Source organism: Pseudazoarcus sp. NS20, assembly GCF_059703745.1.
The window spans coordinates 236,116-254,559 of the sequence record NZ_BAAKIY010000002.1 but is presented as its reverse complement, the minus strand read 5'-3'; the positions used below and the strand labels follow the sequence as shown (position 1 = coordinate 254,559).

The following is an 18,444-nucleotide window of genomic DNA, read 5'->3' as shown; positions in this document are numbered from 1 at the left end:
GGGCTTTCAGTCGACACGCACCAGCTCCCCCGCCACCGACGATTCGCCGCTCTGGCCGCTGATCGCGTGCAACACCGGGCGCAACTCGCCTTGCGGCCAATTGAAGGTGTGCGACTGGCCATCCACCAACGGCCCGCTGTCGAATACCGTGCTGCCGTTGGCCACATTCACCAGACGCAGGCGGAACTGCCCGCCGCCGGTGGTGCGCGCCGTCACGCGATACGAGGCGCCTGCCTCGGGCAGCGCCCAATGCACGCGCTGCATGTTGCGCCCGCTGGCGTTGGTCTGCTCCACCCGGGTGTCGCCGGCGGGGAACACCACGGCCTGCCGCCACGAATCAAACACGCCGGCGCGGCCACCCTGCGGCTTGCCCCACGGGCCACGCATCGACAGCAGATTGAGGTGCGAGAAACGCTCGATGGCCTGACCATTGCCGTCTTCCCAGCCATCTGCCCCCATCACCATGCGCAGCCCGGCGCGGATGCGCTCCATGTCGGCCGCGGCGACGGAGTTCCAGCCGCCGCGGTGCAGGTTGAAGCCCGAACCGGTCTCGACGTAAATGACGTAAGGCGTACCGTGGTTGCGGTCCACCACGTAGGCGCCGTACACCTTCAAGGTCTCGGCCACTTTGCGCACCGCCGGGTTGCGGATGGTCTGCGTGTCGAACGACGGTGGCAGCATCAGCAAGGCACCCTGCGGTACGTTGCCGGTGTTCTTGTGCGCGTCGTGATCGGCCGAGGTTGCCGGGAAGATGTAGGCCGGGTTGGCCGCCAGACCGTTGAAGGTCAGCGACATCGCCAGCGCATGGTGGTACATGCTCTGACCGTCATTCACCTCGTGTTTGCGGATCAAACCACCCATGGTCGGCACGGCGGCTGCACGTGCGCCCTGGAAGTAGTGCGCCGGGTCTGCCCAACCGCGGCCGTCGATACGTGACCACGCATACTGCGCCGCCACCCACTGGCCGTTCTGGTTACGCAGCTTCCAGAACGAATGCACGATGCCCGAGCGGGTATCGACGATCTCCGCATGCCCGTCCGCACCTGGCGCGGGCACCACGCCGTCCGGCCAGTGCGGGACAGTGACATCGCCATGCACCTCGGCATCCGGCTGCCAGAGACCCTTGCTGTTGGGCAGGCCGCGCACGGTCACCGGCGGGTCGGTGGGGCGAGCCTCGAACACGCCGGTCGACCACGTGCCTTCGGCAATCGACGGCACGTAATCGGACAGCGGCACGCCGATGTCGCCAAAGCGCGGATTGACCGGTTTGCTGTTCCACGGAGAATCCGCCGCAAACGGCCGCTCGACGCTGCCGAACTGCGCTTCTGCCTTCTGGGCAACGGATGCCGCGCCGGCGGCGAGCGCCAGCATCGTCAACGAACGCACGCAGGCACCCCGCATCCATTCGGCTCCGGCCACCACGCCGGCACGCTCCACCCTTGAAACAACCATAAGGCCCTGTCCTCCTTCAGCGTTTAAACACGAGATCGTTGTCGCCCCGCGCGCCACCCTCGGGCATCGCTGCGGTTCTTCGGGCCACCACCGCCACCGCTGCGCCGGTGATGAACCACACGTACCAGTTGTATGCGAGATAACTGAGCATGTTGTCGGATGCCGAAATGATGGCGTACTGCACGATCAGCGCGGCCGCCACGAAGGCGCCCAGGCGGTCTTCGCTGGCCACCTTCAGCGCGGCGCGGAAAATGCCCCACAGCAGCGCGAGATAGGCCGTCAGCCCGACCACACCAAGATCGAAGAAGAGCTGCACATACACGTTGTGCGCACCGAAGCGCGTACCGCCCGACATCGAGAAGAAAGTCGGCGAGTACGTCATGAAGCCGTTCACTCCATAGCCCAGCAGATAGCGGGCGGGCTCCATCCAGCGCAGGCCGTCTTCCCAGATGAGCTGACGCCAGGCGAAGGAGTTGAGTCGCGCATACGGGTCGAAGTAGCTGGTGGCGCCCAGATCGAGCAGGCGTTCCTGCACCGCCGGCACAAACAGCGAACCCGCCGCCGCAAGCACCAGATAGATCAGATAACGGCGCTCGAAGATCAGCGCGTACATCGCGAAGATGGCAAAGCAGGCCACCCAGGCGCTGCGCGTCTTGGTCATCAGCAGCAGCCCCACCAGCACGCCCATGTAGGCGAACAAGGTGCAGCGCATGGCCGGCGTGAGCGTGAAACGTTCGGACTTCACGGCGTACAGCACCAGCGAGATCACCAGCGTCAGGTAGAAGGCAAAGATGTTCGGGTGCGTGAAGGTGCTCATCAGGCGGAAACCGTAAAAGCCTGTCGCCCCTCGGTTGAGCGCGAAGTCGACGAAGGCATACAGCACCGGAATCACCGAAGACCACAGCACGATGCGGAAGCACTTGGCGAGGTCATCCACGGAGCGCACGTAGAAGTACGCCGCCATGAACACCGCAAAGTACGAAGAGATGGCCAGCGCCAGCCGAATGGCATCGCCGCGCGCCGGCGAATACACCACGCCGAGCATGAACACGCAGATGAACGGCAGCCAGATCTTCACGCCCGTCCAATTGATGCGGTCCTTGTGCTGAAAGATGATCAACGCGGTGATCATGCACACGCAGGCATTCACCAGCCCGCCCACGCCGATGGCGTAGCTGCCGATGGAAAAACGCGTGGTCTCGAACACCAGATCGCCTGACGCGCGGAACAGCAAAATCAGCGTCAGCAGCAGAAAACGGTTGAAGATCAGCAGCAACAGCAAACCCAACGCCGCCGGCAGCACCAGCAGCCGCGCCGGGCTGTCACCCATGGCCATGCTGTAGGCCGGCACGGCCGCGCCGATGAGCACCGCGATGGCGATGCACAACGCCACCGCCACCCATTCGGTCGAGCGCTCGCGTGCCGCCCAGGCAGAGGCGAGTTTCAGCATCGACGCACTCCCGTCGCGCGGGCTGCACTCTGATTCATCGCCTTGTGTTCAACCACGTGTTGATTCATGCATCGTCGCCTTGTTGTTCTTATCGGCGCAGCAGCTTGCGGCTGTTCAGCACAGCCACGACGCTGGCGCGGAAGGCCGACCACAGCACATACAGCAGGCCGAAGGCCGCCAGCATCGCCGCCGTGCCAATCGTAAGCTGCGCCAGCAGCGACACTTCGAACTGCGCGCTGACCAGGGCCGAGACAGCGCCGCATACCCCGTAGCCGGTGAGCACCAGAGCGCCATTGCGCAACATGCCGTGCACCGGGGCACCCGATGCGCGCAGCCAATACAGACCGAACAGCCACTTCAGACCCAGCGAGCCGGCATACGCCGTCGCCACGCCCAGCACGCCCCAATTGGCCCCGACCAGCACCGCGCCGATCAGCAGGCCGCGCGTGAGCAGCGCATAGCGCAATTGCGAGCCGGTCAGCCCTTTGGAGAGGAACACCCAGTAGCTGGCGTAGCTCGCGGCCTGAAAGACCCCGGCAAGGGCGAGAATCTGGAAGATCGGCACGGCCGCAGCCCACTGCGCGCCGAGCACCAGCAGAATCAGCGGCTCGGCCTGAGCGCAGGCAAACGCGAACACCGCCACCACGAAATGCAGCAGCGCCGATTGCCCGTGCAGCAGGAAGTTCTCGTACCGCCACGGCTCGGCATTCAGGCGCGACAGCACCGGTAGCGCGATGGTGGTGGCCGGCGCGTTGATCTGGTTGAGCGGCAGCATCAGCACCTGATAGGCGCGGTTGTACAGACCCAGCGCCTCGGCGCCGAAGCGCTGGCCGATGATCAGCGCATCCACGTTGCGGCTGAGGTAGCCGATGAGCTGCGTCAGCATCAGATTCCAGCCATAGCGCAGGAACGAGCCCATGGCTGCGCCACGCCGCGGCAACCCCGGCCACCAGCCAGACAGCACCACCAGCAACACCAGCATGGCCAGCGCATGGCCCACCTGCTGGGCCACCAATGCCCAGTAGCCGAAGCCCTGCAGCGCCAGCGTGACGCCCGCCGCCAGACCCACTGCCTGCCCGGAAATCTCGACCACCGCCAGACGTCCGAAACGCATGTCGCGATTGAGCTGCGCACGGAACTGGGTCGCCAGGCCGTTGAGCACGAAGGTCACCGCCACGGCCTGGGCGATGGGCACCAGCAAGGGCTGGTCATAGAAAGCGGCAATCCACGGCGCGCCCGCAAACACCGCGGCGGCGAGCACCATACCGATGGTGCTGTTGATCCAGAACAGGTTGTTGCGCTGCGCGTCCGTCACGCTGCTGGCTTGAATGGCCGCCGAAGACAGGCCGAAATCGCGCAGCACTTCGCCGATGCCGACCACCGCGATGACCATCGCCATCAAGCCGTAATCGTCGGGCGACAGCAGCCGCGCCAGCACGATGATGCCGCCGAACTGCAGAATGATCTTGCACGCCTGCCCGCCCATGGTGACAAGCGCCCCGCGCGCGGCGAGTTTGCCCAGCGTGCTGCCCTGCCTGGGCGTCACGAGGGGCTCGTCCGGGGCGGCGGGCGTGGTGCTCATGCGCGCGCTTCTGCAGGGGCGGCGAGTGCCGCGGCGTAGGCCTGGCAATGGCTCACACCAGCCTCGGCCCATTCGCGGCGCGACAGATCCGGGGCCGCGGCACGTTCGTCACGCGCCACCTGCTCCAGCGCGGCTGCCAGCACGGCCGGGCTCAACTCGCCGTCGTACATGTAGATCCAGCCCGGCCCGACCTCTGCCGCCAACACGGTATTGGCCTCGTTGCGCGGCACCAGCACCGGGCGGTTGAGCGACAGCGACAGCACCAGCGAGCCGGAGTTGTGCATCTGGCGGAATGGCAGCACCACCAATTGGGCCTGGCCGATTTCATGCGCCAGCGTGGCGTCATCGACGTAGTCGAGCAGCGCGGTGACCTGCGCATTGGCCGCACACGCGGTTTCGATGCGCTCGCGCAGCGCGTCGGTGGCCGGCTTTCCGACGATGCGCAGCGTCACCGGGGTAGCCGCCTCAGTGCCGCCCTCAAAGCAATCGAGCAGACCTTCCACGCCCTTGTAGGGGCGGATCAGCCCGAAATACAGCAGACGGCCGGGCACGCTGGCCGGCACGTTCAGTTCGGCGAACCAGTCACGGTAATGGCCGTGCAGGATGGTCGCCGTATGCGGCGCACGCAGCGGCGTGGTCTCGTTGATGCGAATCCAGGCGCTGGTGCTGCGATCAAGCTGCTCCAGCAGGCGCCGCTCGATGGCATCCACGCTCTCGTGCGGCTCCAGGTTGTGCAGGGTGCGCACCACGCGCTTGCCGGTGAGCCGCATGCGCAGCAAGAAGGCCGAGAACAGCAGGTACTGCACGAAGCGGTTGCGCCCCTGCTCGCGCAGCAGGAACTCCGGCCAATGCACGTGAAAGACATCGAAGCGCCCGACCAGCGCAGTACGCCACGAGAAGTACTCGATGTCGGCATGCGGTTCGATGGCACGCAGCAATTGCTTGAGGTACGGGTTGTCGTTGCGGGTCTGCGGACGCAGCGATTGCAGCACCACCATGCGCGGCGCCCCTCCCGTTCCGACTCCTGCTGCTGTGCTCATTCATTGCCTCCGATTCAAACCCGGCGCACTCGTGGTGTTGTTGAAACCACCCTCTCCGCCAGATAAAGGCCGCAGGGGCGATGATGGAAACGGCCGTCGGCTGTTCAGCCGACGCTGGCGCGCGTCATGCGCAACAGGCCCGGCAGCCACACACCCAGGCGGACGAACTCGAGGTAGTCCTTCACCGTCGGGCGAATGCCATACAGGCGTGCGAAAAGCTGCAGATAGAGCTGTTGGGTCAGCCGGCAATCGCCCTGCGCATGGGTATCGCGCACGATCTCGAAGGCTTTGCGCATACGCGCCTCGCTCTTCTGCGAGATGCGGTCCTTGCGCGGCGAGTTCTCGAAGTTGTAGGTGGCCTTGTCGACCAGCCGGCCCGGGCCGAAGGTCTTGAGCACCCGCATGAAGAACTCGAGGTCTTGCCACGCCGGCAACTCGGGGTTGAACAGGCCCGCCTCGATGAAATGGCTGCGCGGCGCGAAAATCTGATTCCCTACGGCGTTGCCGGCGAACATCTGCTCGAAGCTCGCCATGTCGGTTTTCTGCGTGCGGTGCGTGACCTTGCCGAACTCGATGACGTTGAGCTGCGAATACAGACACGAAGGCGTCTGCCCGGACGACGCACGAAAGCCCTCCCAGGCCTCCAGAAAGCACTCGAGGCGGTTCGGCGTGAATTCATCGTCGTCATCCAGCCCGGTGACGAACTCACCGCGAGCGACTTCAATGGCCTGGTTTCGCGCCGCCGCGCCGCCCACCGATTCGCGGTTGGTGATCACGCGGATGCGCGAATCACGTGCGCAGGCATTTGCCAGCACGCCTTCGGTGTGGTCCTCGGAGCCATCATTCACCACGATCAACTCGAGTTGCGCATGGGTCTGGCGCAACACCGATTCAATCGCCGCCTGCGCCATCTCGGCGCGGTTCTTGGTGGGCATGTAAACACTGATCAGCATGTCGAGCTCTTCATGAAAGTCTTGAAAACAGTCGATCGGCCCGGCCTCAAGCGGCACGAGCCTGACGGTGGGCATTCATCACCGAGCCCACAACGGTGGCGTTGGCGGCATGCATCAGGTCCGCGCACTGGCGCACTGCACCGACACGGCTGACATCCTGCTGCGTCACCATCAAGGCCCCGCCAGCGCGCGCCGCAACCGCCTGCGCGTCGGCATAACGCACGGCGGGCGGGGTATCGATCAGGATCACGTCGTAGGCGCTGGCCAGCTCGTCAAGCAACTGCCGCAGTTGCGGGCGCGCCAGCAACTCCTGCGGGTTGGGCGGAACGGCGCCGGAAGGGAGCACCGACAGGTCGATCAGATCCGGCACGCGCTGGACCGCCTCGCGGCCTGCGCGCCCCGACAGGATCGACGACAGCCCGACACCGGCATCCAGCCCGAAATGAGTGTGTTGCGACGGTTTACGCAAGTCGGCGTCGATCAGCAGGGTGCGCTCACCCAACTGTGAAAACACCACGGCCAGGTTGGCGGCCAGCCACGAGCGGCCCTCGCCGCTTTGCGGGCTCACGATGGCCAGCGTATTGCAGGCGGCGGATTCGCCGAACCAGCGCAACATCAGTTGGCTGCGCAAGGCACGCAGCGCCTCGACCTTGGGCGAGAACGGCTCATAGGCGGCCACCACCGACTGCGCCACCTTGCTGTTGCCGGCTTGCAGATAGGGGTAGTCGAACTGGCGCGACAAGGCGAACTGGATATCGGCATCATCGAGCAGGCCGAGCTGGATGGCCGCGTCGCCGAAGCGCAGACCTTGCTCGCGCTGCACACGCAGGATGCGCTCGGCGTCTTGCGGCTTGAGTCGATCCGCATCGATCAGGATCGCCCCGATCGAACGTCCGGCCATGGGGGGAGTGATGGGAGCATTCATCGCATTGACCTCACGCAGCAGACGGACCGGACGTCCGGAAAACAGAACCATTGGAGCGATCGGAACCGGGGATCACCCCCAGCAACGGCGCGCCGGACAACCCAGCCAGTTCGGCCGGGCCACGCAGGCGCGGATCGCGGAACTCGAGCAGCAGCGCGGCGCCGACCCCGAACAGGCCCCCGACCACTGCGGCCAACGCCAGAATCACCAACGTGCGCGGGCCCGCGGCATACAAGGGTGCGGTCGCGGGCGTGAGCACCGAGACGTTGGTCTGCTGGCTCTGACTCTCGAGGTTGGTGTGGGCCAGACGCTGCGTGAGCAGGTCATAGGTGCGCTGTGCGCCCTCGACGTCGCGCTGCAACACGGCGATCTGGTCGCGGTGGGATTTGAGTTCCAGCACGCGGGCGTGTTGCTCCTTCACCGCCGCGGCAATCTCCGCCTCGTTGGCGGACGAGATCAGCGTGGTCGTATTCAATGAGCGGGCGATGCGCTGGATTTCAACCGCCAGGCGCTCACGCATGGCGCCGATCTCGGCATTGACGCGCTCCATCTCGGGGTGATTCGGCCCGACGCGGCCGCTCAGTTGCTGGCGCTCGGCCTCCTTCTTGGCAAGCTCACCCTTGAGGTTGGAGATCAGCGGGCTTTGCATGACTTCCGGCAGCGATTCGCCGGCGCCAGCCTGACTCTGGCGCGAACGGCTGTCGGCCTGCTGGGCCTGCACCGTCACGAGTTGCGTGGAGAGCTCGACGAGGCGTCCGGTTTCAAGGTCCAGACGGCCTTCGGTGGCCACGATGCCGTGCTCTTGCTCGTAGTCCGACAGGCGACGCTGAGCCTGTTCGAGATCTTCACGCAGCGCACGCGTGCGCTCGTCGAACCACGCCGCATATTCACGCGCCGGCTCGACCTTGAGCTCCAGCGTGGTGGCGATGTAGGCCTGTGCAAAGGCGTTGGCCATGGTCGCGGCAAACTCGGGGTCGCGTCCGGTGTAGGCAATGTTGATCACGCTGCTGTCGCGCGACGGAATCACTTCAAGCTGGCCCTTCAGCGCACGCGCCAGCCACACTTCGATGGGCCCTTCGCCGCCGGTGGCCTCCATCCATTGATCCTGCACGGCAGGCCGTTCGTGCATACGGGTGGTTTCGACCACGCGCTGCGCGACGCGGTCGGAGCGGATCACGTCCACCTGGGTGGCCATGTAGCCCGGCGCCATCTGCGTGGGCATGAAACCTCCCCCTACCGGGTCGGTGGATTTGATATCCACGATCACCGATGCCTGCGCGGTGTACTTGGGCGGCATCAGCAGGCTGACCACCAGCGCGCTGCCGACCACCAGGCCCGCCAGCACGACGATGACCCACAAGCGGGCGCGCAGTATCGAGATGAGTTGCGTTACGGTCATGAATTCGGCCCTCGATCAGAACAGGCTTTCGCGGATGTGGACGACATCGCTGGGCAACAGCAGATCGTCCAGCCCGGGCTCGATGATCTGCAGCGCACCCGTTTCGTCCCGGCGATGCACGCGCAGGCCGCGCATGGTGCCGCGAGCCGTCAAGCCACCGCCGGTGGCCAGCGCCTGGATGACACTCATGTCGCGTTCCAGACGGAACACGCCCGGGCGCTGCACTTCGCCGTAGATGTAGAACACTGGCGCACGCTCGACGTAAATCATGTCGCCCCCCTCGAGCGGCACGTTCTGATCGTCACCGCCCTCGAGAAACAACTGCTTCATGTCGACTTCGATGCGCAGCGGCTGCCCGTTGCGCGTGCCCTTGAGCACGACACGCTCATCGCCCTCTTCCGAAATACCGCCGGCAGCGGCCACCATGTCGGCCAGACGTTGATTGAAGGTCTCGAGCGGGTAGCGCCCAGGCCGATCGACCTGGCCGAGCACGACCACCTGATTGCCGCGCATTTCAACCGGCAGGATGTTCACGTTGGGTTTGAGCACGAAGCCACCCTCACGCAGCTGACGGGCAATGGTGGCCTCGGCCGCCGAAAGCGACAGGCCGCCGACACGCACCGAACCGAGCAGCGGGAAGGTCATCGTGCCCGCCTCGGAGACGCGCGCTTCGGTCGTGAGGTCCGGGTTCTGGAACACCGTGATGCGCACCACATCACCAGGGCTCAGGACGTACTCCGCCTCTTCGGCCGAGGCCACTGAAGCCAGACACATGAACCACAGCGAGAACAGGAGCGCCAAGGGCCGGATGAAAACGTTTTTCTTCATTTTTTTCCCTGCTTCTGATTAATCCGATAGACACAACGGTCGGGACGCACGTCGCAGCCAGACTGAAAACGCGGCCGTCCGAAATTCACCGCAAGCCCACCACCCCGCGATCCAGCGCAGCATTGACGGGCTCGATGGCCGCCAAGGCCGGCGCAATGCCTTCGGTCATGGCGCCCTCATCCGCCTGCCCGGAGGGAGAGCTTTCGGGCGAGGCCGCCGCATCATCCGAATAGCGGATACGCGCCGTGCCACGAAGACGCGCCACCTCGGCGCGTGCGGCCTCGGTCATGCGGTCGTTGATGAGGTATTCCTTGATGAAAGGGCGCGCTGCTGCCAAATCCAGCGGCTCACTGCGGGCGTTTGCGAGATACACCATCTGAGCGCCAGAAGCCGACGGCGCCAGGGCGATCTGACCCGGCCTCATGCGTGCAAACCCGGCCAGACTCTCGAGCGGCAACTGCTCGGCGGCGCGCACGGCATTGGCGATCTGATACGTGATGGCGTTATCGCTGAGCCACTGCAGCACTGTGTCGAGACTGCGGGCATCAGCAACCACCGCGCTGAGGGACTCAAACGACTCGCCGTCGAGCTCTACGGAGATTTCCTGCAGTTCGTAGATGCGCCGCTCTTCAAACAGCGCAGGATTGGCGTCGTAGAAAGCGCTGATCTCGTCATCTGTCGGCTCATCAGCAGGACCGACAACACGATCAAAGTAGGCACGCACCAGAATTTCCCGCCGCGCCGCCTCGAGCTCCTGCGCGACCTCGGGATCACGCTCGAGATGACGCTCACGTGCCTTCTGGGCAATCAACTCCTGATCGATGAGGCGTTCCAGCGCTTGCGCATCTGCCTGCATACCCGAGGGCTTGAGGCCGTCTTGGTCGAGCATGAGTTGCACTTGTTGAGCACTGATTTCGGCGTTATTGACCTTCGCCAACACTGCCGGATTACGTCCAGTGCCTTCACCGCCGCAGCCGACGAGCGCTGCCGCTATAACGACAAAACCAATGCGCTCCAGGTTAGGACGCGAAGACATGAGTCGACCTCGTAATTGCGATTTGATTTTGTGCGATCGCACAAAATATGACTTTTGCACAATATCATTCGCACAGATTCTGTTAAATCGCATTCATGTTGCTATGTGCAACCAAACGCAAAATGAACAGGTCGATTCAATGAAATACATCGCCATCAAATAGGCTTGTTAATCTATAAAAGAGTGGCCTTCAATCAGCCTTCACTCAACCTCTGGCGCACCATCAGACTGATCAATCCGAGCCCGGCCAACAGCATTACGTAGCCGCTCGGCGGAGTGTTTCCTGAAGCACGCGATGACATCTCAGGAGCAGCGGAGAACACCGTGCGAGCAGCCTCCATCACCATTGCACCGCCGGCCCCGCCAAAGCCAATGTCAGCCAGCGCGAACGGCTCGGACGAAGCCGTTGCCACGTAGTCAGACGCCCTGAAGCGGAAGAAGGGATTCGCCTGCTCACCGGCCACCACAGCGCGCAGATCTCGCACGGCCTGCGCTGAATCAACCGTATCCAACTCGCTCCCGGCAATCGGAAACGACTGCACGGGCGCCACGACCGGATCGACCGATGCCACTGCTTTATCAGGGAAAAACTCACCCACCCAGCGCCCGGGCCGGGCAGCGGACACAAACGAGACGGCATCTCCGGTGACGCTCGTTGCAGCACGCCGCAAGGAAGCCCCCGAACCCGCAACCGCCTCGACCAAGCCGACTTCGCTACCGCCAAACTCTTTGGCGGCTCCCAAACTCATGGAAGAAGCATTTGCCTCGACTGCCACCAGAGCCATTGCAGCCGAAATAGATAGAACTGCAAATTTGAGCTTCATGAATCACTCCTCAAATTGAATTCGCGACATGCCGCACAAATGCAAAGCATCAATCAGGCCAGTTACACGCCTGCGGATGGAAAACAGATAGGGAGCAAGCTGTACGCCGTCGAGCCGCAGTCACAGACGACTGACTTCGAAAGCGTGGAATTAACCGGAGCCCGGACAATACTCTCGACAGCAGCGAAGGGATGTTTTGATATGTTGCAAACCGCCAATAATGAATTCCTTATTGACGGCTTACGATGGCCAACCAATTAAGACGACCGCAGCAAACCACCGCATGCTGCGGCGCAATAATTGAATTAATTTGTTATAAATTGAGTTATTCATTTTTAGATGGATCAACTAAATAACTTTCGCTTTACGCGGCATTATTTGGTAATTCATCCTGACTTAGGAATAAATGAAAACTCGAAAATGAAATGCACCCTCAAGCAAAAATTGCTTTCAGGCGCACCACGATGAGGCGACATGGCGCCCAGCGGCACCATTCATGGGAATACTCAGAAGGTGAAACGAACAGAAACGCTGGCGGAATCGGCGTCGTATTCGCGTGAAGCCGTTCTCGCGCTGCGCTCCTGATGGCGCAGCATCAACATGACCGTCAAGGCATCGATCGGCTTGTAATCCAGAGACAGCCCGTAGCGGTGGGTAACGTCATTGCGAGACGGACGGTCGCCGGGCGGCACGCCCAGACCGGTGTCGCCGCGGAAATCACGCGTCCAGCGTTGATACTCGGCGCCCAGCGTGATCTTGTCGGTGAGCTTCCAGGTCGGCCGCAAACGCACCGCGTCCGTGACCGCAAACGTGGCGACCAGATCCTCTTCGGAGCCCAGCTCACGCCGCAAGGCGAGATTGACCCCCAGCTTGCCGGTCGCCTCCCAGTCGAATTCGATACGCCCCGTCGCACCCCGGAAATCACGATTCGGCGCCAGATCGTGTGTGCGCCGCGTCTGGCCAACGTAGCCACTCATGCGGACCTTCCCGGTCATCTGCCACAAGGTGTTCAGGCGCACTTCACGCTGCCGATAGTCGCGCGTGGAGCCCACCGCGGAAGGGCGGTTGATGTAGGTGCCATCAGTGTCGTGATACGACACGCCCAGACGATTGCCGCTACGCGGATGCCAGTTGAAGCTGAGGATGGTGGTGCGTGCATCGAACTCTGAGCCGCGCCGAGTCACCCCGGTGAACCGGTTGGTGGCGTCGTCGATGCCAAGCCCGACGGACCAACTCGGGTGCCACTTGAATCGCGCCTCGCCAGCCATGCGTCGATACGTATTGATGCTGCGCTCGGTGTCCACGAAATCATCGAATGCCGCCAACTGCTCGATATCGTCATAGCTGAAACGCCCGCTCCAGCGCTTGCCCAACTCCCAGTCCCACGCGGCACGTGCGTCATGGGCGGTGTGATCGAGATTGCTGTTAACCGAATAACGGTTGCGCTTCATCCCCAACGCGGCGCTCACGCGCTGCCGGCTGTAGGTCTGATTGAAGCGCAGGCCAGCCGATGTGGTGGTGACGTTGTCGTGTTTCTTGCCGTTGGGCCCGGTGCGCCCCTCACCCACGCGGTACAGGTTGCTGTCGTAGTAATGGCTGTATCCGACATCCAACTTGATCGAATCCAGCCGCTCGGCCCACGCGGGCTGACTGACTCCGTGCCCGAGCAGCAAGAAGCCGGCCGCCAAAGAGGGGCCAATGAACGAGCGTCGGGCTTGGGGCAATGGTTTCATTAGCGCTTGGTTCAATTCGCTTTCATGCGGTGATTCTCGAATCAGACTGCATGAGCAAACTTGATGCCAATTGGAGGTGGGGAATTGAATGAGCGCGAACTATACGCGAGCCCCCAAGCGAGACGGTGTAGCAGTTTGTGAGTAGTGATTGGTTACACAAAGCGGAATGAGCATTGGCCGGCCTGCGTTAGTTTTTTTGCACGCACTGCAGTGCTGTCGGAACCATCGCCGAATCTTTCATCGGCGGCGCGGGCACCCGCCCCGCTCTGACCTTGATTTCCCGGCCAATCACCTTAGCGATCGACTCGACGGAGCGCCTGAAGCAAATGCTTTTTGCATTGGAGAAACCCACCCATCTGCTGCGCAACGGCTTTACGCTCCCCGGCGCCATCGAGGCATTTCTCGATCCGTTGATCGTCGTCGGCGTGCTGCTCTCGTCAGCATATGTTGCGAGCGGCCAGCTCGCTCCGCAGTACCTGATCCTGGCACTGCTGTCGTTCGCACTGACCTTTCCCGGCAACATCGGCTTTCACGAACCCGCCCCGCGCATGCTGCGCAAGATCATCACCAACTGGCTGCTGTTCGTGCTGGCACTGTTCGCCTTCGGCTACGCCACGGGCTACACCTTTTACTTCCTGCCGAACGTGCTGACTGCCTGGGGCGTGATCACGCCCTTTGCGCTGGTGGCCGGCCATCTGGCGGCGCGCAGCATCCTGCCGCGTGTAATCGCAATGAGTGCCAATCACCGCACCGCAGTGGTGGTGGGCGTGAATGACATCGGCGCGGGACTGGCAGGGCAGTTCCGCGACAACCCCTATCTGGCAACCCACGTCACCGGCTACTTCGACGACCGCAGCAGCGACCGCCTGAGCAAGACCGACGACCTCCCCATCCTCGGCCAGATGAAAGATCTGGCACGCTACGTGAAGGCCAAGAACATCGACGCCATCTATGTAGCCCTGCCGATGGCCAGCCAGCCGCGCATCCTGTCGCTGCTCGACGACCTGAAAGACACCACGGCTTCGATTTACTTCGCGCCCGATATCTTCATGACCGACCTGATCCAGGGTCGCGTGCGCGGGGTGGGCGGCATTCCGGTGGTGGGCGTGTGCGAATCGCCCTTCATCGGCTTCAACGGGGTGGTCAAACGCCTCTCGGACATCGTGCTGTCGCTGATCATCCTGATGATGCTCACGCCCATACTGGCGGCGCTCGCCGTAGGCGTGAAGATGTCTTCGCCCGGCCCGGTGATCTTCAAACAGAAGCGCTACGGCCTCGATGGCAAAGAAATTCTGGTCTACAAATTCCGCTCGATGACCGCCACCGACAACGGCCCGGTGGTCAAGCAGGCCACCAAGAACGATCAGCGCATCACCCGATTCGGCGCCTTCATCCGCCGCACTTCGCTCGACGAGCTGCCGCAGTTCGTCAACGTCATCCAGGGCCGCATGAGCATCGTCGGGCCGCGCCCGCACGCCGTCGCGCACAACGAGATGTACCGCAAGCTGATCAAGGGCTACATGGTGCGCCACAAGGTCAAGCCGGGCATCACCGGCTGGGCGCAGGTGAATGGCTACCGCGGCGAAACCGAAACCATCGACAAGATGGAAAAGCGCATCGAGTACGACATCGATTACCTGCGCAACTGGTCGCTTGGCCTGGACCTCTGGATCATCATCAAGACGGCGCTGCTCGTGGTGAAAGACCGCAACGCCTACTGAGCCCACCCGCAACAGGATCACACCGTGCTGAGCAGAATCTTCCGGCAGCCCAAAGCCACCCCGGCGCAGGCTGCACGACTCCCCTACCCCTACGTGGACGTCTATCACTGGACGCCCAACGACGGCAGCATCAACTTCGGCGACCGCCTGTCGGACATCGTGGTGCGGCAGATGCTTGCGACGCGTGGCCTGAGCGTGGATGACGAAGTGAGTGAGTCGGCCCGCCTGCTGGCCATCGGCTCGGTGCTGCATTTTGCGCACGACCACAACCACATCTGGGGCTCGGGCTGGAACGGCAAGGTGGCCGAAGAGCACTTCAAGGCGCGCACGCTCACGGTTCATGCTGTGCGCGGCCCGCTCACCCGCGAATTCCTGCGCAAGTACGGCATTGAGGCACCCGAAATCTATGGCGACCCTGCCCTGCTGGTGCCGCACCTTTTTGCCGGGCGTTTCAAACCACAGCCCACGCAGGACCACGTGTTCGTGCCCAACCTGCACGATCTGCGCTTGGTGCAGCATCAACCCGGCGTGGTCTCGCCGCTGTGGGGCTGGAACGTGGTGATCGACGCCATCCTCAACGCCCGGCTGGTGCTGGCAAGCTCGCTGCACGGGCTGATCATTGCCGAGGCCTTCGGCATTCCGGCACGCTACGTGCGCTTGTCCGAAACCGAAGATCTGTTCAAGTACAAGGATTACTACCTTGGCAGTGGCCGCAGCGAGGCGGAATTCGCCTTCGCCACATCCATCGACCAAGGGCTGGAGATGGGCGGCGCCCCCCTCCTCCGCCATGACCCGCAGCCGCTGCTGCAAGCCTTCCCTTTCCACCTCTGGCAAGGCCGCGACTGAGGGGGCTGATCAGCGGCGGGGGCTGCACGGCACATCGTTCAATGCGACACTTCACGATTGCGTCGCACGACACCCGCAGCCGCCCTCAGGAGCCCCGCCATGACCCGTGAGCCCATCACCCGACACCTGCTGATTCACGGCAAGGTACAAGGCGTGTATTACCGCGCCAGCGCCGAGCAAGAGGCGTTGCTGCTGGGGCTTTCGGGCTGGGTGCGCAACCTGTTTTCCGGCGAGGTCGAAGCCGTGGTGCATGGGCCAGAAGAGCAGGTCGAAGCCTTCATCGATTGGGCACGCAGCGGCCCGCCTGCAGCCGAGGTAACGCGCGTGGAAATCTCGTCGGCCGAGCGCCCGGAAGATGGCTTCAAGGTGCTGCCGACGCAATGAGCGACATCGCAGCGCGCTCGCCCTGCTGCCCGGAGGACTCGCCGCGCGCGGTTACAATGGCCGAAAAAAGGTAGCCGCATGTCCGATCTTCTCGCCAAGCTCAACACCGAACAGCTTCAGGCCGTCACCCTGCCGCCGCAGCACTCCCTCATTCTGGCCGGCGCCGGCTCGGGCAAGACGCGCGTGCTCACCACGCGCATCGCCTGGCTCATCCAGACCGGCCAGATCGAGCCTTCCGGCCTGCTGGCGGTAACCTTCACCAACAAGGCGGCGCGCGAGATGCTGGCGCGCCTGGGCGGGATGCTGCCGATCAACACGCGCGGCATGTGGATCGGCACCTTTCACGGGCTGGCCAACCGGCTGCTGCGCGCCCACTGGCGCGACGCCAACCTGCCGCAACTGTTCCAGATTCTCGATTCCGCCGACCAGCTTGCAGCCATCAAGCGCCTGCTCAAGACGCTCAACGTCGATGACGAGAAGTTTCCGCCGCGCGAGCTGCAGCACTTCATCAACGGCCAGAAAGAAGCCGGCCTCCGCCCGCAGGCGGTAGAAGCCTGGGACGACTACACACGCCACCGCGTGGGGCTGTACCAGGAATACGAAGCCCAGTGCCAGCGCGAAGGCGTGGTCGACTTCGCCGAATTGCTGCTGCGCAGTTTCGAACTGCTCGAGCGCAACGAGCCGCTGCGCCGCCACTACCAGCGCCGCTTCCGCCACATCCTGGTGGACGAATTCCAGGACACCAACAACCTGCAATACCGCTGGCTCAAGCAGTTTGCCGACGAAGGCCGCGAGGGCGGCGCGGCGATGTTCTGCGTGGGTGACGACGACCAGTCGATTTACCGCTTCCGCGGGGCCGACGTGGGCAACATGCGCGATTTCGAGCGCGAGTTCCGCGTTGCCAACGTAATCCGCCTGGAGCAAAACTACCGCTCCCACGGCAACATTCTCGACGCCGCCAACGCCATCATCCGCAACAACGCCAACCGCCTCGGCAAGAACCTGTGGACCGAGCGTGGCGAGGGCGAGCCGATCCGCATCTTCGAGGGCTACGCCGATCTGGACGAAGCGCGCTGGGTGGTCGAAGAGATCCAGCAGCTCGTACGCGACGGCATGAGCCGCTCCGACATCGCGCTGCTGTACCGCTCCAACGCCCAGTCGCGTGTGCTCGAACACCAGCTTTTTTCCAGCGGCATCGCTTACCGCGTATATGGCGGCCTGCGCTTCTTCGAACGGCAGGAAATCAAGCACGCCCTGGCCTACCTGCGGCTGATCGCCAACCCGGACGACGACACCTCATTCGCGCGCGTGGTCAACTTCCCGACGCGCGGCATCGGCGCGCGCTCGCTCGAAGCCCTCACCGACGCCGCGCGCACCTACAACGGCAGCCTGTACGCCACGGTACCGCACCTGTCCGGCAAACCCGGCACGGTGCTGGCCGGCTTCGTGCGCATGATCGAAGACCTGCGGCGCGACACCGCCAAGCTGACGCTGCCCGAGCTGGTCGACCACGTGCTCGACACCTCCGGCCTGCGAAACCATTACCGTAACGAGAAAGAGGGTCAGGACCGCCTCGAGAACCTCGACGAACTGGTCAGCGCCGCCACCAACTTCCTGGGCGAATTCGGCATGCCCGAAGAGCCCACCGACCACGCCCTGCTGGCCGACTTCCTCGCCCACGCGTCACTCGAAGCCGGCGACCACCAAGCCGACGCCGGCTCGGATGCCGTGCAATTGATGACGGTGCATTCCGCCAAGGGTCTGGAGTTCGACGTGGTCTTCGTCACCGGGCTGGAAGAAGGCCTGTTCCCGCACGAAAACAGCATTCTCGAAGCCGACGGCCTCGAAGAAGAGCGCCGCCTGATGTACGTGGCAGTCACGCGGGCGCGCGAGCGGCTGTACCTGTCGTTCGCGCAGAGCCGCATGCTGCACGGCCAATCACGCTACAACCTGAAATCGCGCTTCCTCGAAGAAATCCCCGAGCCGCTGGTGAAGTGGCTCACGCCGCAGCGCGTACCGCAAATGCCCGGCAGCTCCTACTTCCGCCCCTCGGCAGCACCGCAACGCGCAGCCGTGCCGCCCCGTCGCAGCGACGATGGCGGTTTGCGTGTGGGGCAAGTGGTGGCGCACGCCAAATTCGGCCAGGGCGTGATCGTATCGACGGAAGGCTCGGGCTCGGACGCCCGGGTTCAGGTCAATTTCGGCGCCAACGGTCTGAAGTGGCTGCTGTTGTCGATGGCCAAGCTGGAAGCCTGCTGAAGCCCGGCCTGA

General features: G+C 63.5%; 15 protein-coding genes. 4 read left to right on the top strand and 11 right to left on the bottom strand.

Annotated elements, in window-relative coordinates:
* Positions 1-6: 6 nt before the first annotated feature.
* The 11 genes from AC6H0W_RS06890 to epsL all read right to left on the bottom strand — a co-directional run bounded on the left by AC6H0W_RS06890 (position 7) and on the right by epsL (position 13,222).
* Complete coding sequence (locus tag AC6H0W_RS06890) at positions 7-1,452, bottom strand: Atrophin-1 multi-domain protein (protein WP_497576421.1); 1,446 nt, start codon at positions 1,450-1,452, stop codon at positions 7-9.
* Positions 1,453-1,468: 16 nt separating this feature from the next.
* Complete coding sequence (locus tag AC6H0W_RS06885) at positions 1,469-2,902, bottom strand: O-antigen ligase family protein (protein ID WP_497576420.1); 1,434 nt, start codon at positions 2,900-2,902, stop codon at positions 1,469-1,471.
* Positions 2,903-2,990: 88 nt separating this feature from the next.
* Entirely contained in the window at positions 2,991-4,484 is a 1,494-nt protein-coding gene (locus AC6H0W_RS06880; RefSeq protein ID WP_497576419.1) for a lipopolysaccharide biosynthesis protein, read from the bottom strand.
* Positions 4,481-5,524: a glycosyltransferase gene (locus tag AC6H0W_RS06875; protein WP_497576418.1), complete on the bottom strand. Its 1,044-nt coding sequence runs from the start codon at positions 5,522-5,524 to the stop codon at positions 4,481-4,483. Before AC6H0W_RS06875 ends, AC6H0W_RS06880 begins: the two co-directional genes overlap by 4 nt.
* Positions 5,525-5,628: 104 nt before the next feature.
* Entirely contained in the window at positions 5,629-6,552 is a 924-nt protein-coding gene (locus AC6H0W_RS06870) for a glycosyltransferase family 2 protein (RefSeq protein WP_497576417.1), read from the bottom strand.
* A complete protein-coding gene (gene epsG / locus AC6H0W_RS06865; protein WP_497576416.1) occupies positions 6,524-7,402 on the bottom strand; it encodes a chain length determinant protein tyrosine kinase EpsG in 879 nt (292 codons plus the stop codon). The genes AC6H0W_RS06870 and epsG overlap by 29 nt, the downstream gene beginning before the upstream one ends.
* Before the next feature lie 10 nt (positions 7,403-7,412).
* Entirely contained in the window at positions 7,413-8,801 is a 1,389-nt protein-coding gene (gene epsF, locus AC6H0W_RS06860; RefSeq protein WP_497576415.1) for a chain length determinant protein EpsF, read from the bottom strand.
* A gap of 15 nt (positions 8,802-8,816) precedes the next feature.
* The gene (epsE, locus tag AC6H0W_RS06855; protein ID WP_497576414.1) at positions 8,817-9,629 is read right to left on the bottom strand and encodes a polysaccharide export protein EpsE; all 813 of its coding nucleotides are present in this window, start codon (positions 9,627-9,629) and stop codon (positions 8,817-8,819) included.
* A gap of 85 nt (positions 9,630-9,714) precedes the next feature.
* Entirely contained in the window at positions 9,715-10,665 is a 951-nt protein-coding gene (locus tag AC6H0W_RS06850; RefSeq protein ID WP_497576413.1) for an EpsD family peptidyl-prolyl cis-trans isomerase, read from the bottom strand.
* A gap of 194 nt (positions 10,666-10,859) precedes the next feature.
* A complete protein-coding gene (locus AC6H0W_RS06845; RefSeq protein ID WP_497576412.1) occupies positions 10,860-11,489 on the bottom strand; it encodes a hypothetical protein in 630 nt (209 codons plus the stop codon).
* Positions 11,490-11,995: 506 nt separating this feature from the next.
* On the bottom strand, positions 11,996-13,222 hold the full coding sequence (epsL, locus tag AC6H0W_RS06840) for an XrtB/PEP-CTERM-associated polysaccharide biosynthesis outer membrane protein EpsL (RefSeq protein ID WP_497576411.1): 1,227 nt from the start codon (positions 13,220-13,222) through the stop codon (positions 11,996-11,998).
* 326 nt (positions 13,223-13,548) lie between these two features.
* Here epsL and AC6H0W_RS06835 point away from each other — a divergent pair, with 326 nt between their 5' ends.
* The 4 genes from AC6H0W_RS06835 to AC6H0W_RS06820 all read left to right on the top strand — a co-directional run bounded on the left by AC6H0W_RS06835 (position 13,549) and on the right by AC6H0W_RS06820 (position 18,432).
* On the top strand, positions 13,549-14,943 hold the full coding sequence (locus AC6H0W_RS06835; protein ID WP_497576410.1) for an undecaprenyl-phosphate glucose phosphotransferase: 1,395 nt from the start codon (positions 13,549-13,551) through the stop codon (positions 14,941-14,943).
* A 24-nt stretch (positions 14,944-14,967) separates the two neighbouring features.
* Positions 14,968-15,789 (top strand): polysaccharide pyruvyl transferase family protein, encoded by an 822-nt coding sequence (locus tag AC6H0W_RS06830; RefSeq protein WP_497576409.1) that lies wholly within the window; start codon positions 14,968-14,970, stop codon positions 15,787-15,789.
* Between the two features lie 99 nt (positions 15,790-15,888).
* Positions 15,889-16,173 (top strand): acylphosphatase, encoded by a 285-nt coding sequence (locus AC6H0W_RS06825; protein WP_497576408.1) that lies wholly within the window; start codon positions 15,889-15,891, stop codon positions 16,171-16,173.
* Positions 16,174-16,251: 78 nt separating this feature from the next.
* Positions 16,252-18,432 (top strand): UvrD-helicase domain-containing protein, encoded by a 2,181-nt coding sequence (locus AC6H0W_RS06820; protein WP_497576407.1) that lies wholly within the window; start codon positions 16,252-16,254, stop codon positions 18,430-18,432.
* Positions 18,433-18,444 lie beyond the last annotated feature (12 nt).